This is a genomic window from Rhodoferax sp. XS2R6, from assembly GCF_056521365.1.
On record NZ_JBWMAY010000001.1, the window covers coordinates 553,814 to 567,056 of the forward strand.

17 protein-coding genes are annotated in these 13,243 nt (G+C 62.1%); 8 read left to right on the forward strand and 9 right to left on the reverse strand.

The window, feature by feature from the left end; translation table 11 throughout:
* The first annotated feature begins 2 nt into the window (after positions 1-2).
* Together trpA and accD are read left to right on the forward strand one after the other, a co-directional pair.
* Positions 3-827 (forward strand): tryptophan synthase subunit alpha, encoded by an 825-nt coding sequence (trpA, locus tag AC097A_RS02615; protein ID WP_479619631.1) that lies wholly within the window; start codon positions 3-5, stop codon positions 825-827.
* 85 nt (positions 828-912) lie between these two features.
* Complete coding sequence (gene accD / locus AC097A_RS02620; protein ID WP_105259893.1) at positions 913-1,785, forward strand: acetyl-CoA carboxylase, carboxyltransferase subunit beta; 873 nt, start codon at positions 913-915, stop codon at positions 1,783-1,785.
* Positions 1,786-1,850: 65 nt separating this feature from the next.
* Here accD and AC097A_RS02625 read toward each other — a convergent pair whose 3' ends face one another.
* Complete coding sequence (locus AC097A_RS02625) at positions 1,851-2,423, reverse strand: YggT family protein (RefSeq protein ID WP_479619632.1); 573 nt, start codon at positions 2,421-2,423, stop codon at positions 1,851-1,853.
* A gap of 115 nt (positions 2,424-2,538) precedes the next feature.
* Here AC097A_RS02625 and lysS point away from each other — a divergent pair, with 115 nt between their 5' ends.
* From lysS to AC097A_RS02640, 3 genes are all read left to right on the forward strand, one after another.
* On the forward strand, positions 2,539-4,086 hold the full coding sequence (gene lysS / locus AC097A_RS02630; RefSeq protein WP_479619633.1) for a lysine--tRNA ligase: 1,548 nt from the start codon (positions 2,539-2,541) through the stop codon (positions 4,084-4,086).
* Positions 4,087-4,147: 61 nt separating this feature from the next.
* Positions 4,148-4,681 (forward strand): YgjP-like metallopeptidase domain-containing protein, encoded by a 534-nt coding sequence (locus AC097A_RS02635; RefSeq protein WP_479619634.1) that lies wholly within the window; start codon positions 4,148-4,150, stop codon positions 4,679-4,681.
* 9 nt (positions 4,682-4,690) lie between these two features.
* Entirely contained in the window at positions 4,691-5,251 is a 561-nt protein-coding gene (locus AC097A_RS02640; protein WP_105259896.1) for a pseudouridine synthase, read from the forward strand.
* Positions 5,252-5,254: 3 nt separating this feature from the next.
* On the opposite strand, the gene AC097A_RS02645 is transcribed toward AC097A_RS02640, so the two are convergent.
* The 4 genes from AC097A_RS02645 to AC097A_RS02660 are packed head-to-tail and all read right to left on the reverse strand — an operon-like array spanning position 5,255 to position 6,930.
* Positions 5,255-5,470 (reverse strand): putative quorum-sensing-regulated virulence factor, encoded by a 216-nt coding sequence (locus AC097A_RS02645; protein WP_315473395.1) that lies wholly within the window; start codon positions 5,468-5,470, stop codon positions 5,255-5,257.
* Position 5,471: 1 nt separating this feature from the next.
* The gene (locus tag AC097A_RS02650; protein ID WP_479619635.1) at positions 5,472-5,837 is read right to left on the reverse strand and encodes a translation initiation factor Sui1; all 366 of its coding nucleotides are present in this window, start codon (positions 5,835-5,837) and stop codon (positions 5,472-5,474) included.
* Positions 5,838-5,857: 20 nt separating this feature from the next.
* A complete protein-coding gene (locus AC097A_RS02655) occupies positions 5,858-6,475 on the reverse strand; it encodes an OmpA family protein (protein WP_479619636.1) in 618 nt (205 codons plus the stop codon).
* The gene (locus tag AC097A_RS02660) at positions 6,472-6,930 is read right to left on the reverse strand and encodes a FecR family protein (RefSeq protein ID WP_315478995.1); all 459 of its coding nucleotides are present in this window, start codon (positions 6,928-6,930) and stop codon (positions 6,472-6,474) included. Before AC097A_RS02660 ends, AC097A_RS02655 begins: the two co-directional genes overlap by 4 nt.
* 168 nt (positions 6,931-7,098) lie before the next feature.
* Here AC097A_RS02660 and AC097A_RS02665 point away from each other — a divergent pair, with 168 nt between their 5' ends.
* Both AC097A_RS02665 and AC097A_RS02670 read left to right on the forward strand, forming a co-directional pair.
* Entirely contained in the window at positions 7,099-7,326 is a 228-nt protein-coding gene (locus AC097A_RS02665) for a hypothetical protein (protein ID WP_315478505.1), read from the forward strand.
* 409 nt (positions 7,327-7,735) lie between these two features.
* On the forward strand, positions 7,736-9,556 hold the full coding sequence (locus tag AC097A_RS02670) for a S8 family peptidase (protein ID WP_479619637.1): 1,821 nt from the start codon (positions 7,736-7,738) through the stop codon (positions 9,554-9,556).
* Here the strand turns inward: AC097A_RS02670 and rrtA are convergent.
* Both rrtA and nagZ read right to left on the reverse strand, forming a co-directional pair.
* A complete protein-coding gene (rrtA, locus tag AC097A_RS02675; RefSeq protein ID WP_479619638.1) occupies positions 9,488-10,093 on the reverse strand; it encodes a rhombosortase in 606 nt (201 codons plus the stop codon). The two genes, AC097A_RS02670 and rrtA, sit on opposite strands and share 69 nt — an antisense overlap.
* Complete coding sequence (gene nagZ, locus AC097A_RS02680) at positions 10,086-11,189, reverse strand: beta-N-acetylhexosaminidase (protein ID WP_479619639.1); 1,104 nt, start codon at positions 11,187-11,189, stop codon at positions 10,086-10,088. Before nagZ ends, rrtA begins: the two co-directional genes overlap by 8 nt.
* A gap of 234 nt (positions 11,190-11,423) precedes the next feature.
* Between nagZ and AC097A_RS02685 the strand changes: the two genes are divergently transcribed.
* Complete coding sequence (locus AC097A_RS02685) at positions 11,424-12,068, forward strand: hypothetical protein (protein WP_146097282.1); 645 nt, start codon at positions 11,424-11,426, stop codon at positions 12,066-12,068.
* Here the strand turns inward: AC097A_RS02685 and acpS are convergent.
* Together acpS and AC097A_RS02695 are read right to left on the reverse strand one after the other, a co-directional pair.
* Positions 12,065-12,472: a holo-ACP synthase gene (acpS, locus tag AC097A_RS02690; RefSeq protein WP_479619640.1), complete on the reverse strand. Its 408-nt coding sequence runs from the start codon at positions 12,470-12,472 to the stop codon at positions 12,065-12,067. The two genes, AC097A_RS02685 and acpS, sit on opposite strands and share 4 nt — an antisense overlap.
* Before the next feature lie 20 nt (positions 12,473-12,492).
* Positions 12,493-13,242 (reverse strand): pyridoxine 5'-phosphate synthase, encoded by a 750-nt coding sequence (locus AC097A_RS02695; protein ID WP_479619641.1) that lies wholly within the window; start codon positions 13,240-13,242, stop codon positions 12,493-12,495.
* Between the last annotated feature and the right edge of the window lies 1 nt (position 13,243).

Below are 13,243 nucleotides of genomic sequence, written 5' to 3' on the forward strand. Positions count from 1 at the left end.
GCATGGGACGCATTGACTCCACTTTCTCCACACTCAAAACCCAGGGTCGCAAAGCGCTGATTCCTTTCGTCACGGCGGGCTACCCCTACGCGGACGTGACACCCGAACTCATGCACGCCATGGTCGCGGGCGGTGCCGATGTGATTGAGTTGGGTGTGCCCTTCTCTGACCCCAGCGCCGACGGACCGGTGATCCAGAAGGCTGGCGACAAGGCCTTGGCCTTTGGCATTGGCTTGGTGCAGGTGCTGGCCATGGTGCGCGAGTTCCGCAAGACCAATAGCACCACACCCGTGGTGCTCATGGGCTACGCCAACCCGGTAGAACGCTACGACCAGAAACACGCCAAGCCTGGCACCAGCAACCCGTTCGTCAAGGACGCGGCAGAGGCTGGCGTGGACGGCGTGCTGATCGTCGACTACCCGCCTGAGGAGTGCGAGGCTTTTGCCGCTGACCTGCGTGTGCATGGCATGGACCTGATCTTTTTGCTGGCCCCCACGAGCACTGATGAACGCATGGCCCAGGTAGCCCGTGTGGCCAGCGGTTATGTGTATTACGTGTCGCTCAAGGGCGTGACCGGCTCGGGCGCGCTGGATGTGGGCGCGGTGGAGGCCATGTTGCCGCGCATCCGCCAGCACATCAGCACACCGGTGGGCGTGGGCTTTGGCATTCGGGACGCGGCCACGGCCCAGACGATTGCCAAGGTGTCGGACGCCGTGGTGATTGGCAGCAAGATCATCCAGTTGCTGGAAGACCAGCCGCGGGACCAGGTAGGCCCTACGGCGCAGGCCTTCCTGCGCGAGATCCGCACGGCGATGGACCAGGGCTAAGCTCTAAAAAGCACCGGGGGCGGTTTCGCGGATAATCGCCCCCTGTTGGTTGGACGCCCGTTTGGGCACTGCAAGGAGACCTGAAATGAGCTGGTTGGAAAAACTGCTACCCCCGAAGATTCAGCAAACCGATCCTGCGGACCGCCGCAGCGTGCCGGAAGGCCTGTGGATCAAGTGCCCCAGCTGCGAAACCGTGCTCTACAAGACCGATCTGGAACAAAACCAGAACGTCTGCCCCAGCTGCAGCCACCACCACCGCATTGGCGCCCGCGCGCGCCTCAACGCCTTTCTGGACAACGAAGGCCGTTTCGAAATCGGCCAAGAAGTCCTGCCGGTGGATGCCCTCAAGTTCAAGGACAGCCGCAAATACCCCGAACGCTTGAAAGAGGCGCTGGAAAACACGGGCGAGACCGATGCGCTGATCGTCATGGGCGGCGCCGTGCACGGCATCAGCCTGGTGGCCGCGTGTTTTGAATTCGAATTCATGGGCGGATCGATGGGCTCCGTGGTCGGCGAGCGTTTTGTGCGTGGCGTGGAAACTGCCATCGAGCAAAAAGTGCCCTTCCTATGCTTTACCGCCACCGGCGGTGCGCGTATGCAAGAAGGCCTGCTCTCGCTCATGCAAATGGCCAAGACCAATGCTGCGTTGACTCGCTTGGCCAAGAAGGGCCTGCCTTATATCAGCGTGCTGACGGACCCTACCATGGGCGGCGTGAGTGCCGGTTTCGCCTTCCTCGGCGATGTGGTGATTGCCGAACCCAAGGCGCTGATCGGTTTTGCCGGCCCACGCGTGATTGAATCCACCGTGCGCGTGACGCTGCCTGAAGGCTTCCAGCGCGCCGAGTTCCTGCAGACCAAGGGCGCTATCGACTTCATTTGCGACCGCCGTGAGCTGCGCAAGACCGTGGCCGACACGCTGGCCATGCTGCAACGCCAGCCGGCCGATGCAGTGATCTAAACCCAACCGACGCTCCAAAGAGAAAGAGGCCCAAAAGGGCCTCTTTTGCTTGGCACCAGCAGGGTCTATCCAGCAGTGGCCACCAGCACCATGGCCTGCAACGAACCCAGCACGATCAACGCGATCTGGATTAACACCAGCAACACCAGCGGTGACAAATCAACGCCCCCCACCAGCGGCAACACGCGGCGAATGGGAGTCAAGGGCGGCTGCACCAAACGGTCCAGCAAATCGGCCAAATACGACTGGGTTTGCACCCACGACAGAATGGCGTAGACCAACACCAGCGCCGTCATGCCAGACAGCGCCATGCGCACCACGCCAAACAGCGCCAGCACCAGTACGGACACCAGGCTGGCGCCCAGGCCATTGAGCAGCCACAGGATGGAGAACTGCGCCAGTTGGATCAAAAACGCGCCCACCAGGCTGGCCGTGTCCCAACGCCCCATTGCCGGCAGCACCCGGCGCAGCGGCAACACCAGCCAGTCGGTCAGCGCGAACACAAAGCGGCCTAGTGGGTTGCCCGAGCGCGCGGACAGGGGAATACGCTGATGCTGCATGTACAGGCGCAGCAGGCAGGTGCTGGTGAGCAGGCCAGCGGTAACTTCGAGCAACAGGGAAATGATTTGGTAGAGCATGGCGAGATGGGGGCAGTGCCCGCGCATCATAGCGGCAGCCACCCCTCTTACAATGGAGGGTTACGGCCAAAGCCCCACGGCTTGGCTGGTTCTGCCACCGTACACCTACCACCCCATGTCTGACCAAAACCAAGCTGCTCCCGCCCCGCAAGACGAAAACCAGTTGATCCTGGAGCGCCGCGAAAAACTCAAGGCCTTGCGCCAGCAGCAGGCCGAGGGCAAGGGCGTGGCCTTCCCCAACGACTTCCAGCCTGAGAACAAAGCGGCGGAGCTGTTTGAGGCCTACAACGAAAAGACGGCCGAAGAGCTGGTGGCCCTGGGCACCACGGCCAAGGTGGCCGGCCGCATGATGCTCAAGCGCGTGATGGGCAAGGCCAGCTTCTGCACGCTGCAGGATGCCTCCTTCGGCCCCAGCGGTGGCCGCATCCAGCTGTATGTGCGCGGCGAAGACGTGGGTCTGGAGCTGTACGCTGCGTTCAAGCATTGGGACCTGGGCGACATCGTGGCCGCCGAAGGCACGCTGTTCAAAACCAAGACCGGTGAGCTGTCCATCCACGCCACCAGCATCCGCCTGCTGACCAAGAGCCTGCGCCCCATGCCCGACAAGTTCCATGGCATGGCCGATCAGGAAGTGAAATACCGCCAGCGCTATGTGGACCTGATGACCGACGTGGAGACCCGCAAGCGCTTTGTGGCACGCAGCAAGGCCGTGAGCGCCCTGCGCGAGTTCATGGTGGGCCACAACTTCCTGGAAGTGGAAACGCCCATGCTGCACCCCATTCCCGGTGGTGCCAATGCCAAGCCCTTCAAGACCCACCACAACGCGTTGGACCAGGAAATGTTCCTGCGCATCGCGCCTGAGCTGTACCTCAAGCGCCTGATCGTCGGTGGCTTTGACCGCGTGTTCGAAATCAACCGCAGTTATCGCAACGAAGGCATTTCGGTACGCCACAACCCCGAGTTCACCATGATGGAGTTCTACGCAGCGTACTGGAACTACCAGGACCTGATGGACTACACCGAAAAGCTGATCCGCGATGCGGCCCAGCGCGCCACCGGTTCGCTGCAACTCACCTACGCCGACAAACCGGTGGACCTGAGTAAGCCCTTCGAGCGCCTGACGATTGTGGAAGCCATCCGCAAGTACACAGAAGCCGGTGACAACGTCGAGAACGCCGAGTGGCTGACCAACGCGCTGAAGAAGTTGGGCCTGAACGAAGCCAAGAACAAGCTCGCCGGCCGCACGCTGGCCAGCCTGCAGGTGCTGTACTTTGAAGAGACCGTGGAAGAGAAGCTGTGGAACCCCACCTTCATCATGGAGCACCCCACCGAAATCTCGCCACTGGCCCGTGCCAACGACGACCGCCCCGAAGTGACCGAGCGTTTTGAGCTCTACATCACGGGCCGCGAATTCGGCAACGGCTTCAGCGAACTGAACGACGCCGAAGACCAGGCCGCGCGCTTCAACGCGCAGGTGGCCGCCAAGGACGGTGGCGATGACGAAGCCATGTTCTACGACCACGACTTTGTGCGCGCACTGGAATACGGCATGCCCCCCACCGGCGGTTGCGGCATCGGTATCGACCGCCTGATGATGTTGCTGACCGACAGCGCCAGCATCCGCGACGTGATCCTGTTCCCGGCCCTGCGCCGCGAGGTTTGATTCAGATTTGAAGCCAAATCGGCATCTAGCCCCCGCGGAATCTGCGCGAGCAGCTATCAAAATGGTAGCAACTCCCACGCTGCGCTACCTGAACGGCTACCCCGCAGAGACGCTGGACCAGGTGCAACGCATGCTGATTGATGGCCGCGTAGGCAGCTGGTTGACCCAGCGCTACCCGCAAGCCCACGGTGTGCGGACCGACAAAGTGTTGTACGACTACGTGCAGGACCTCAAGTCTGACTACCTGCGTAGCACCGAGCCGCTGAGCAAGGTGGCCTTTGACAGCAAGCTGCATGTGGTGAAGAACGCGCTAGGCACGCACACCACCGTGTCGCGCGTGCAGGGCAGCAAACTCAAAAGCAAACGCGAGATCCGGGTGGCCAGCCTGTTCAAAGACACACCTGAGCCTTTCCTGAAAATGATTGTGGTGCACGAGCTGGCCCACCTGCGCGAGCGCGAGCACGACAAGGCCTTCTACAAGCTCTGCACCCACATGGAACCGAGCTACCACCAGCTGGAGTTTGAGGTGCGCATCTACCTTACGCACCTGGAGGCTACGGGTGAGCGCTTGTGGGCCACTGCCGCAGCTGACTGAGCCTTTAGCATGGTTGCACCAACCGACTCCCGCCTGATCTGCTTCAACAAACCCTACGGGGTGCTGAGCCAGTTCACGCCCGAGGGGCGCTGGCGCGGGCTCAAGGACTTCATCGACATCCCGGGGATCTATGTGGCGGGCCGGCTGGATGCCGACAGCGAGGGCCTGCTGCTGCTCACCAACGACGGCAAGCTGCAGGCCCGCATCAGCGACCCGCGCTACAAGATGGAGAAGACCTACTGGGTGCAGGTGGAAGGCGAACCCGATGACGCGGCCCTGGTGGCGCTGCGCCAAGGTGTGCAGCTCAACGACGGCCTCACGCTGCCCGCCCGCGCGCAATTGATCGCAAAGCCCGAAGCACTCTGGGAGCGCGACCCGCCGGTGCGCTTTCGCCAGTCTATTCCCACGCGCTGGCTAGAGTTGGGGATCCGTGAAGGGCGCAATCGCCAGGTGCGCCGCATGACCGCGGCGGTGGGCTACCCCACCCTGCGCTTGATTCGCGCGGCCATTGGACCCTACACGCTGGAAGACCTGGCACCCGGCACCTTGCGTGACGTGCCGCTGCCTTAGCAGTTAGCGTGGCTTACGCAACGGCGTGAGCAAGTCGCTCAGCCCGTTGTGGTCGATCTCGTGCATCAGCTGCAGCAAGCGGCCAATCTCGCTCTTGGGAAAGCCCTCGCGCGCAAACCAGTTCAGGTAGTCGCCAGGCAGGTCGGCAATCAGGCGGCCTTCGTATTTGCCAAAGGGCATGGCACGCTCCACCAGTTTTTGTAAATCCTCTGGCTGCATCTCAGCCCCCCGCCCGTTTGACCTTGTGCCCCTGCGCCTGCAGCAGCTGCATGACGCGCTCCACATGGTCGCCCTGCACTTCAATCACGCCGTCTTTCACCGTGCCGCCCGAGCCGCAGGCCGCCTTCAGCTGCTTGCCCAGTACCACCAGTTCCGCGTCATCCAGCGGCACGCCACGCACCAGGGTCACCCCCTTGCCAGCGCGGCCCTTGGTTTCACACGAGACGCGCACCACGCCATCACCCACCGGGCGCTTGGGGGAGTTGCAGGTGCAGGCAGTGATGGCCTGGCGGCACACCGGGCAGGTGCGGCCCACCTCGGTGGAGTACACCAAGCCACCCAGATCGGACAAAGAAAGTTTGGCCATGGCCTAGCTGGACAGAGAAATTAGCGAAGGATGATTTCCGCGCGGCGGTTGCGCGGCTCGTCCACATTGGGCTCGGTGGGTACCACGGGCTCGCGTTCGCCACGGCCCACAGCCTCCACCAACTCGGGTTGGAAGCCCTGCGCCAGCAACAACTCACGCACCGCTTGCGCGCGTTGCAGCGACAAAATGTCATTCGCCTGCGGCGATCCCGTGCGATCGGTATGGCCCACCACCACCAGCTCACCACCTGGCAGTGCGCGCGCCTGCACCAGGATGCCGGGAAGCTGCGCCTGCGACTCGGGCGTGAGCGTGGCCGTGCCCGGCTCAAACTGCAGCACAAAGCGCTGTACACCCGGTGGCTGGAGCGCCAGCAAGGCGCCGTGGCGTTTTTGCACGTCATCGGCCGTGGTCTGGGCGCGGTCCACCGCGCCCGAGCGTTGCACGGCAGCCACGGCATAGGGCTGGTCCAGCCGTTGGGTGCCACCAGCTGTGCCTTGCACCAGCACTGCCGTGCCGCGCCCATCGGCTTCGGGCAACAGGGTCACGCGGCTAAGCGGTGTGCAGGCCGAGAGGATGGACACCAAAAACGCCAGCAGCACGGGTACCCGCATACGGGGAAACATCGGCGCGCGCATCATGGCACCTCCACAATGAAATCGGTGCCGCGTACGCTCACCGTGGACGAGGGTGTTTGCACCTTCACATTGTCGGGTTGCAACTTGCCCAGCAAGCCAGTCACCATGCGGATGGTGCCCAGCAGCACTTGCACGGTCAGGCTACCGGTCTGGGTGGTGGCATCGAACTGGAAACGGGTGATGTCCACCTGCGAATTGGGGCCAATGGTGATCTGTGTGCCGTCACGCAACAGGAGCATCGCAGAGCCCTGGGGTCCGGTCACAATGCGCTCAGCTTCGGCCACCCCGCCGCCCGGTGCCGCGGGGCGCAATGCCTCACCTTTGCCCACCTGCACGTTGCCTTGCACGCTCTTGAGCGTGCCACTGCGCACCTCTTGGGCCCAAGCTCCTTGGCAGGCCCAGCACACCAAGCCCAGCAACACTGCGCTACGCAGCCTCCCAACGCCTTGATAACCCATCACGCCGCACTCCCTGAATTTGGAGCGGCAATGGTAACGGATGTGCACGGCCCCATTGGCCGTTCACATCCACCATTCGCTATCATTTTGATAGCTATTTGCGCCGTATGGACATACCCCGTGTGCCAAAATGTTGCCCATATTCAAAATAAGGGAGTCGAGCACACCATGAATCGCCAAAGCCTATGGGCCACCAAAGTGGCCACCTTGATCCAGGGAGGCAACAGCCAGGCCGCCCTGGCGCAAATCAAGGTAGCACCTACCGTGAAAGACCTGCAGCAACTGCGCAGCCTGCTCACCACCAAGGGCCTGCTCAGCAAAAATCGGCTGGTGGATGAAGCCACGGCGGATCAAATTGTGGCGCTGTCGGCACCGAGGCTGCACCGGTCGCCGTGACACCCGTGCCACGCAGACGCCGCTGGGCGCAACTGAGCATTGGCGCAGTACTGTTTTGGCTCGCTGCTCACCATTCGGCTTCCGCACTGGGCCTCGCCCCCAAAGAACCCGCCCCCCTGCGGTGCATTGTGGCGCTGAGCGACGCATCCGCCCCCAATGCACCCGAAACTTTAAAAATGCTGTCGGAGCATGCACAGGCCCCGGTCAGCTACTTGGACAGTGTTTCCAGTACCACCCATATTTACAGCGTGCGGATTGCTGCGAACCAAGATATTTTTGCGATGCTTGCACGGCTGCGCACTGCGCCTCAAGTACGGCACGTCTCCTTGGATCAGCAACGCCAGCGCCACTGAATACGACCATGCATTTACCTCCCGTTTTCCAAGCCTCTACGTCCCTGCTTATCGCCATGGCAGCATTTTTCACCGGCTCTGCGAGTGCCTATGAATCTGCTACTCGGTTGCTAGTGCAATACAAACCAGCGGTTTTCACGCAAGAAGCAGATACCTCTGGAGGGCGGACGCGCCTGGAGGCCTTTGCCACGCAACAGCAACACAAGCGCGCGCAAGGCAGCGCGGCATCGGAGATCAACTATCTCAAAGCGATTGGACCCAGAACCCACGTTGCGGTGGCTTCAAAACGTCTGTCGACTGCAGAAATAAATGCACTGGTACAAAGCATTCAGTCGGACCCGCAAGTAGAGTCCGTCCGCGAAGACCGCAAACGTTTTGCCCACTACACCCCCAACGACACACATTTTGCATCGCAACAGTGGGCCCTGAAATCTGCGGCGCTAGAGGCTGGCAGCGCCAACCTGCCCAATGCCTGGCAACGCACTACGGGCGCAACGCCTGTCAACGGTAGCGGGGTAATCGTAGCCGTGCTGGACACGGGATACCTGGGCCACACGGACTTGGCAGCCAACATCCTCGCCGCAGGGGGATATGACTTTGTAAGTGACATAGCCAAGTCCAACGACACCGATGGCCGCGACAGTAATGCATCGGACCCCGGCGACTGGAGCATTTCCACGTCGGGCTGCGCCGTAGAAGACTCTTCCTGGCATGGCACCAAAGTAGCAGGCGTGATCGCCGCTGTAAGCAACAACAACACTGGGGTTTCCGGACTTGCCTACGGTGCCCGCATTCTTCCGCTGCGCGTACTGGGCGTGTGTGGCGGCTGGGACAGCGATATTCTGCCCGCCATGCGCTGGGCTGCCGGCCTTTCTGTAGCAGGCTTGTCAAACAACACCAACATTGCAAAGGTCATCAATCTCAGCCTGGGCGGAACAGGCAGCTGCGACCCGCTCTACCAGACGGCGGTGAACGATGTGCTGGCCGCCGGTAGTGTCATCGTGGTTTCCACCGGAAATGAAGCCAGCACAAGTATTTCATCGCCTGCAAACTGCACCGGAGTGATCGCCGTCACGGCTCACACCCGCGTAGGCGACAACGCGGACTACGCCAATATCGGCGCCGGCACTACGATCAGTGCACCTGGCGGAGGAAGAGGACAAAGAATTACCGGCGACAACAGCGGGATCTACAGCACGAGCAACACGGGCCTGACCACACCCTCGGCCGACACCTACACCAGTGCGCGAGGAACCAGTTTCTCTGCCCCCCATGTAGCCGCGGTCGCCGCGTTGCTGTTTCAGATCAAGCCAACACTTACGCCGGCACAAATCAGCAGTTACCTCACGTCCAACAGCCGTCCATTTCCTGCGGGCACCTACTGTGCAAACCGCACAGATTGCGGAGCGGGCATGCTGGACGCTTTCCGCAGTGTGAATGCGCTACTTCTTGCAGAAGGTGGCTCCAACAGCACGCCGACCTTGTCACCGATTGCGCAACAAACCGCTCCTGTGCTCACCACTTTGCAATTCACGGCAGCGGGCTCTGATGCAGATGGAGATCAACTTATCTACACGGGCAGCAACCTTCCCAGTGGCGCCAGCTTGAATACCGCCAGTGGTGTGTTCAGCTGGAGCAACATTCAAGCTCCGGGCACCCACACCTTCACCATCCAGGCGAGCGATGGTGCAGCAAGCAGCGGGGCACAAACGGTCTCCGTCTTTATATCTGGCTCCCTACCAACCACACCATCCAGCGGCGGTGGCGGAGGTGGTGGCGGTTCTTTCGGCTGGCTGGAGCTGGGCGGGCTAGTGACCTTGCTGGCTGCGGCGTGGGGACTGAGGCGACGCACCAGCCAAGGCCAAGGCAGTCGCTAAACCACCCAGCGCCCCCGCCCAATGGGCGGGGTGGTACACCGGGAAGCCGGGGTCTGGCAGCGCCCCGCCAAACCACCAGGGAAGCAGCAGCTTGAGCACGAGCAGGACACCGCAGGCAGCGCCCCAACTGCGGGGCCCGCGCAACAACAGCAACGCGGCCCCGCCAGCCCAAACGCCGTGCAGGGCTCCCGAGGAACCCGCGTAGTACTGGCATTGCGCGTCCCAGAGCAGCACGGCAGCCACACCCACCAACCCGCCGGCATGCACCACCAAGAGACTCCGCACAGACAGGGAAGATCGCAGCGCCCCCCACAGAACTACAAATGCGAGCACATTGCCCAGCCAGTGCCCCCAACCCAAGTGCACCCACTGGGCGGTAAGCAACTGCCACCAAGCCCCCTGCGCCCATGCCATGCGCTGAAACTGCAAGGCCATGCCTGCAGTCTCCAGCCCCTGGGCAGTGGCACACACCGCAGCAAACACCAGCCCCCACACCACTATGGGGCGCATCAGGGCTGGCGCAAGTGCTTCAGGCAATCCAGTCCAGCGCCTGCATGTAATAGGGGTGCACCATGAGCTCATCCCAGGCCAACGCGGGTGTGCTGGGCAGCAGGGCACGGCGACGGGCTTCGCTGGCTTCCAGTGCCTGCCACTGACCTTTCAGTTGGGCTTCGGTCAGCCCTTCAATCAATTCATCTACCGCTTTGCCACCGCCTTCGGCGCTGGGCAGGGACTGGTTACACAGCAGCACCAGGTCGCAGCCCGCATTCAGTGCGACCACGGCCGCTTCGGTGTAGCTCACTTGTTGGCCGTCAATCAGGCGCGCACCGGCCATGGAAAGGTCGTCGCTGAAGATAGCACCAGTGAAGCCCAACTGGGCACGCAGAATGTTGTTGAGCCACAGGCTGGAGAAGCCGGCGGGCCGTGCGTCCACCTTGGGGTAAATCACATGGGCGGGCATGACGCTGCTGGTCACGGTATTGAGCCAGCGGTAGGGGGCAGCGTCGTCGGCCAGGATGGCCTTGAGGCTGCGTTTGTCGACCGGGATCTCGGTGTGCGAATCGGCCTTCACGAAGCCGTGACCCGGGAAGTGTTTGCCACAGTTGGCCATGCCGCTTTTCTGCAGGCCATGCATCAGGCTCTTGGCCAGCAGGCTAACCACGCGCGGGTCGCGCGCAAAGGCACGGTCGCCAATCACGCTGCTTTCGCCATAGTCCAGGTCCAGCACCGGGGTGAAGCTCAGGTCCACGCCACAGGCACGCAGCTCGGCACCCAGCACATAACCGGTGGCCGTGGCCGCGTTGGTGGCGTCCAGCGGACCGGCTTTTTTGGCCGACACCGTGCCCGCTGGTTCACGCAGCCAGGTCTCGCCCAAGCTGCGCATGGCAGGCAGATGCGTAAACCCATCGGTCTTGAAACGCTGCACCCGCCCGCCTTCGTGGTCCACACAAATCAGCAGGTCGGCACGCACCTTCTTGATGTCGCGGCACAGGGCGGTGAGCTGCTCACGGTTCTGCCAGTTGCGGGCAAACAAAATCATACCGCCCACCAGCGGGTGTTTGAGGCGCTGGCGGTCCTGCTTGGTCAGGCTGGTGCCTGCGATGTCGATGATGAGAGGGGCGTGAAAGGTCATGGTGTGCGCTTTGAATTGCTATGTATTTAGGAGCTGCTTGCGCATATTCTATGGGCACCAGTGGCATTTTTGATGCCCAAAGCAGACGAAAAGGAGTACGCATGAGGCCTGGGGCGCAACGCGTCCCGCACCAATTTGTTACAGGTTGCCCCAAAAGCTGCTGATAGACTCATTCCCACTTGCGGCGCCCTGTGCACCGCCCCAACCACCGCAGCCCTGGAAACGCCCCTAACCGTGTTTGGATTCCTCAAAAAACGTGAACGCAGCACACCAATTCAGGCCGTGTTGCTCGAAGAGCCTGTCGTACGGCGCATGGAGCTGGAAGAGCGCATGGCGTACCGGCGCGAGCGCCTGTACCAGTCGATCCGCGAAACGTTTCTGTCCATGGAAGTGGTGTCCCATATGTACCGCTTCAAGGTCATGCCGGTGGATGAGCGGCACCACCGCTTCATTGCCATGATTGATGTGGCCAAGTCCTTTGTAACCGGCGCCAACAGCAAAACCAAAAGTTTTGCAGCGATGGAGCAAAGCATGCGCATCAACACCTACAAGCGCTTTGGCATCCTGATTGATGGCATCTACTGGCGCGTAAGCGAAACCGAAGAGCAGTTTGAACGCCATGCGCGTGCCAGTGACCCGGCACGCAGTGGCGACTTTGCCCCCATGGGACAGGACCACCAGGACCAACGCCCCGGCAGCAAGCTGTCACGGGCGGGCTACCAGGCCATTTCGGTGGAAGAGCAAGCCGCGTTTATGGAAGCGCTGCAACGCGGCGCCACCCTGCCCGCAGTGCATGTGGGCGATCTGGAGTACCAGTCAGACTTGGCGCCGCTGGATGGCGGCATCATGATAGGCGGCACCCAGTACGGCAAGCTCTAACCAGTGCGCTCGGACGTGGTTTCCACCACGCAAAAGCTGGCCGCGTAGTCGGTCTCATCGGTCACAGTCACGTGTACCGTCAACGCCCGGGCCTCAAACCAGTCTTTGAGCCCACCGTGCAACACGATGGTGGGTTTGCCGCTGCGCTCGTTGGCAATCTCGCAAAGCTTCCAGGTCATGGGCATGCGCATGCCCAGCCCAATGGCTTTGCTGAAGGCCTCTTTGGCGCTAAAGCGGGTGGCTAAGTAACGCACACCACGCTCCGGCCAACGGGCGCTGCGCGCTTTCCATATGTTGAATTCGGCGTCGCTCAGCACCTTGGCCGCAAAGCGGTCACCATGCTTGTCCAGGCTGGCGCGGATGCGACGCACATCACAAATATCGGTGCCTATGCCGTAGATCACGCCCTACCCCTCACTGTGTTTCACTGCCCCAGGCAGGCCAGGTAGGCCTTGACGGTGGCCTCGTAGCCAAGTTCCAGCGCGTCGGCAATCAGCGCGTGGCCAATCGAGACCTCTTGCAGCCCCGGCACTTGCTGCGCAAACGCGGCCAGGTTGTCACGGTTCAGGTCGTGGCCTGCATTCACGCCGAGCTTCACATCCAACGCAGCTTGTGCTGCTGCAGCAAACCGCGCGAGTTGCGCGCCCTGCTCTGCCGTGCCCCAGGCGGCGGCATAGGGCTCGGTGTAGAGCTCAATACGGTCTGCCCCCACCGCCTTGGCGGCGGCCATGGCAGCCGGGTCGGCATCCATAAACAGGCTCACGCGCAGGCCCAGCGCGTGGGCATCGGCAATCAAGGGCTGGAGGCGCGCCGCGTCATCGGGGAACACCCAGCCGTGGTCGCTGGTGAACTGGCCCTCAGAGTCCGGCACAAAGGTCACCTGGTGCACCGGCAGGCCACGCTCGCGCAAATCGCGCACGCAGTCCATGAGGTTGTGAAAGGGATTGCCCTCGACGTTGTATTCGCTGTCGGGCCAGGCCTGCAGCAACTCGGCCAGGTCCAGCACGTCCTGCGCGCGGATGTGGCGTGCGTCGGGCCGCGGGTGCACGGTAATGCCTGCCGCGCCGGCTTGCAGACACACCGTGGCCGCGCGCGTGACGCTGGGGATGCCCAGGTGGCGGGTGTTGCGCACCAGCGCGACCTTGTTGAGGTTGACTGAAAGATGGGTTTTCATA

Excerpts from the sequence above, each read along its gene's own strand:
- trpA (WP_479619631.1), top strand. The coding sequence starts at position 3 with ATGGGACGCATTGACTCCACTTTCTCCACACTCAAAACCCAGGGTCGC.
- accD (WP_105259893.1), top strand. The coding sequence starts at position 913 with ATGAGCTGGTTGGAAAAACTGCTACCCCCGAAGATTCAGCAAACCGAT.
- AC097A_RS02625 (WP_479619632.1), bottom strand. The coding sequence starts at position 2,423 with ATGCTCTACCAAATCATTTCCCTGTTGCTCGAAGTTACCGCTGGCCTG.
- lysS (WP_479619633.1), top strand. The coding sequence starts at position 2,539 with ATGTCTGACCAAAACCAAGCTGCTCCCGCCCCGCAAGACGAAAACCAG.
- AC097A_RS02635 (WP_479619634.1), top strand. The coding sequence starts at position 4,148 with ATGGTAGCAACTCCCACGCTGCGCTACCTGAACGGCTACCCCGCAGAG.
- AC097A_RS02640 (WP_105259896.1), top strand. The coding sequence starts at position 4,691 with ATGGTTGCACCAACCGACTCCCGCCTGATCTGCTTCAACAAACCCTAC.
- AC097A_RS02645 (WP_315473395.1), bottom strand. The coding sequence starts at position 5,470 with ATGCAGCCAGAGGATTTACAAAAACTGGTGGAGCGTGCCATGCCCTTT.
- AC097A_RS02650 (WP_479619635.1), bottom strand. The coding sequence starts at position 5,837 with ATGGCCAAACTTTCTTTGTCCGATCTGGGTGGCTTGGTGTACTCCACC.
- AC097A_RS02655 (WP_479619636.1), bottom strand. The coding sequence starts at position 6,475 with ATGATGCGCGCGCCGATGTTTCCCCGTATGCGGGTACCCGTGCTGCTG.
- AC097A_RS02660 (WP_315478995.1), bottom strand. The coding sequence starts at position 6,930 with ATGGGTTATCAAGGCGTTGGGAGGCTGCGTAGCGCAGTGTTGCTGGGC.
- AC097A_RS02665 (WP_315478505.1), top strand. The coding sequence starts at position 7,099 with ATGAATCGCCAAAGCCTATGGGCCACCAAAGTGGCCACCTTGATCCAG.
- AC097A_RS02670 (WP_479619637.1), top strand. The coding sequence starts at position 7,736 with ATGGCAGCATTTTTCACCGGCTCTGCGAGTGCCTATGAATCTGCTACT.
- nagZ (WP_479619639.1), bottom strand. The coding sequence starts at position 11,189 with ATGACCTTTCACGCCCCTCTCATCATCGACATCGCAGGCACCAGCCTG.
- AC097A_RS02695 (WP_479619641.1), bottom strand. The coding sequence starts at position 13,242 with ATGAAAACCCATCTTTCAGTCAACCTCAACAAGGTCGCGCTGGTGCGC.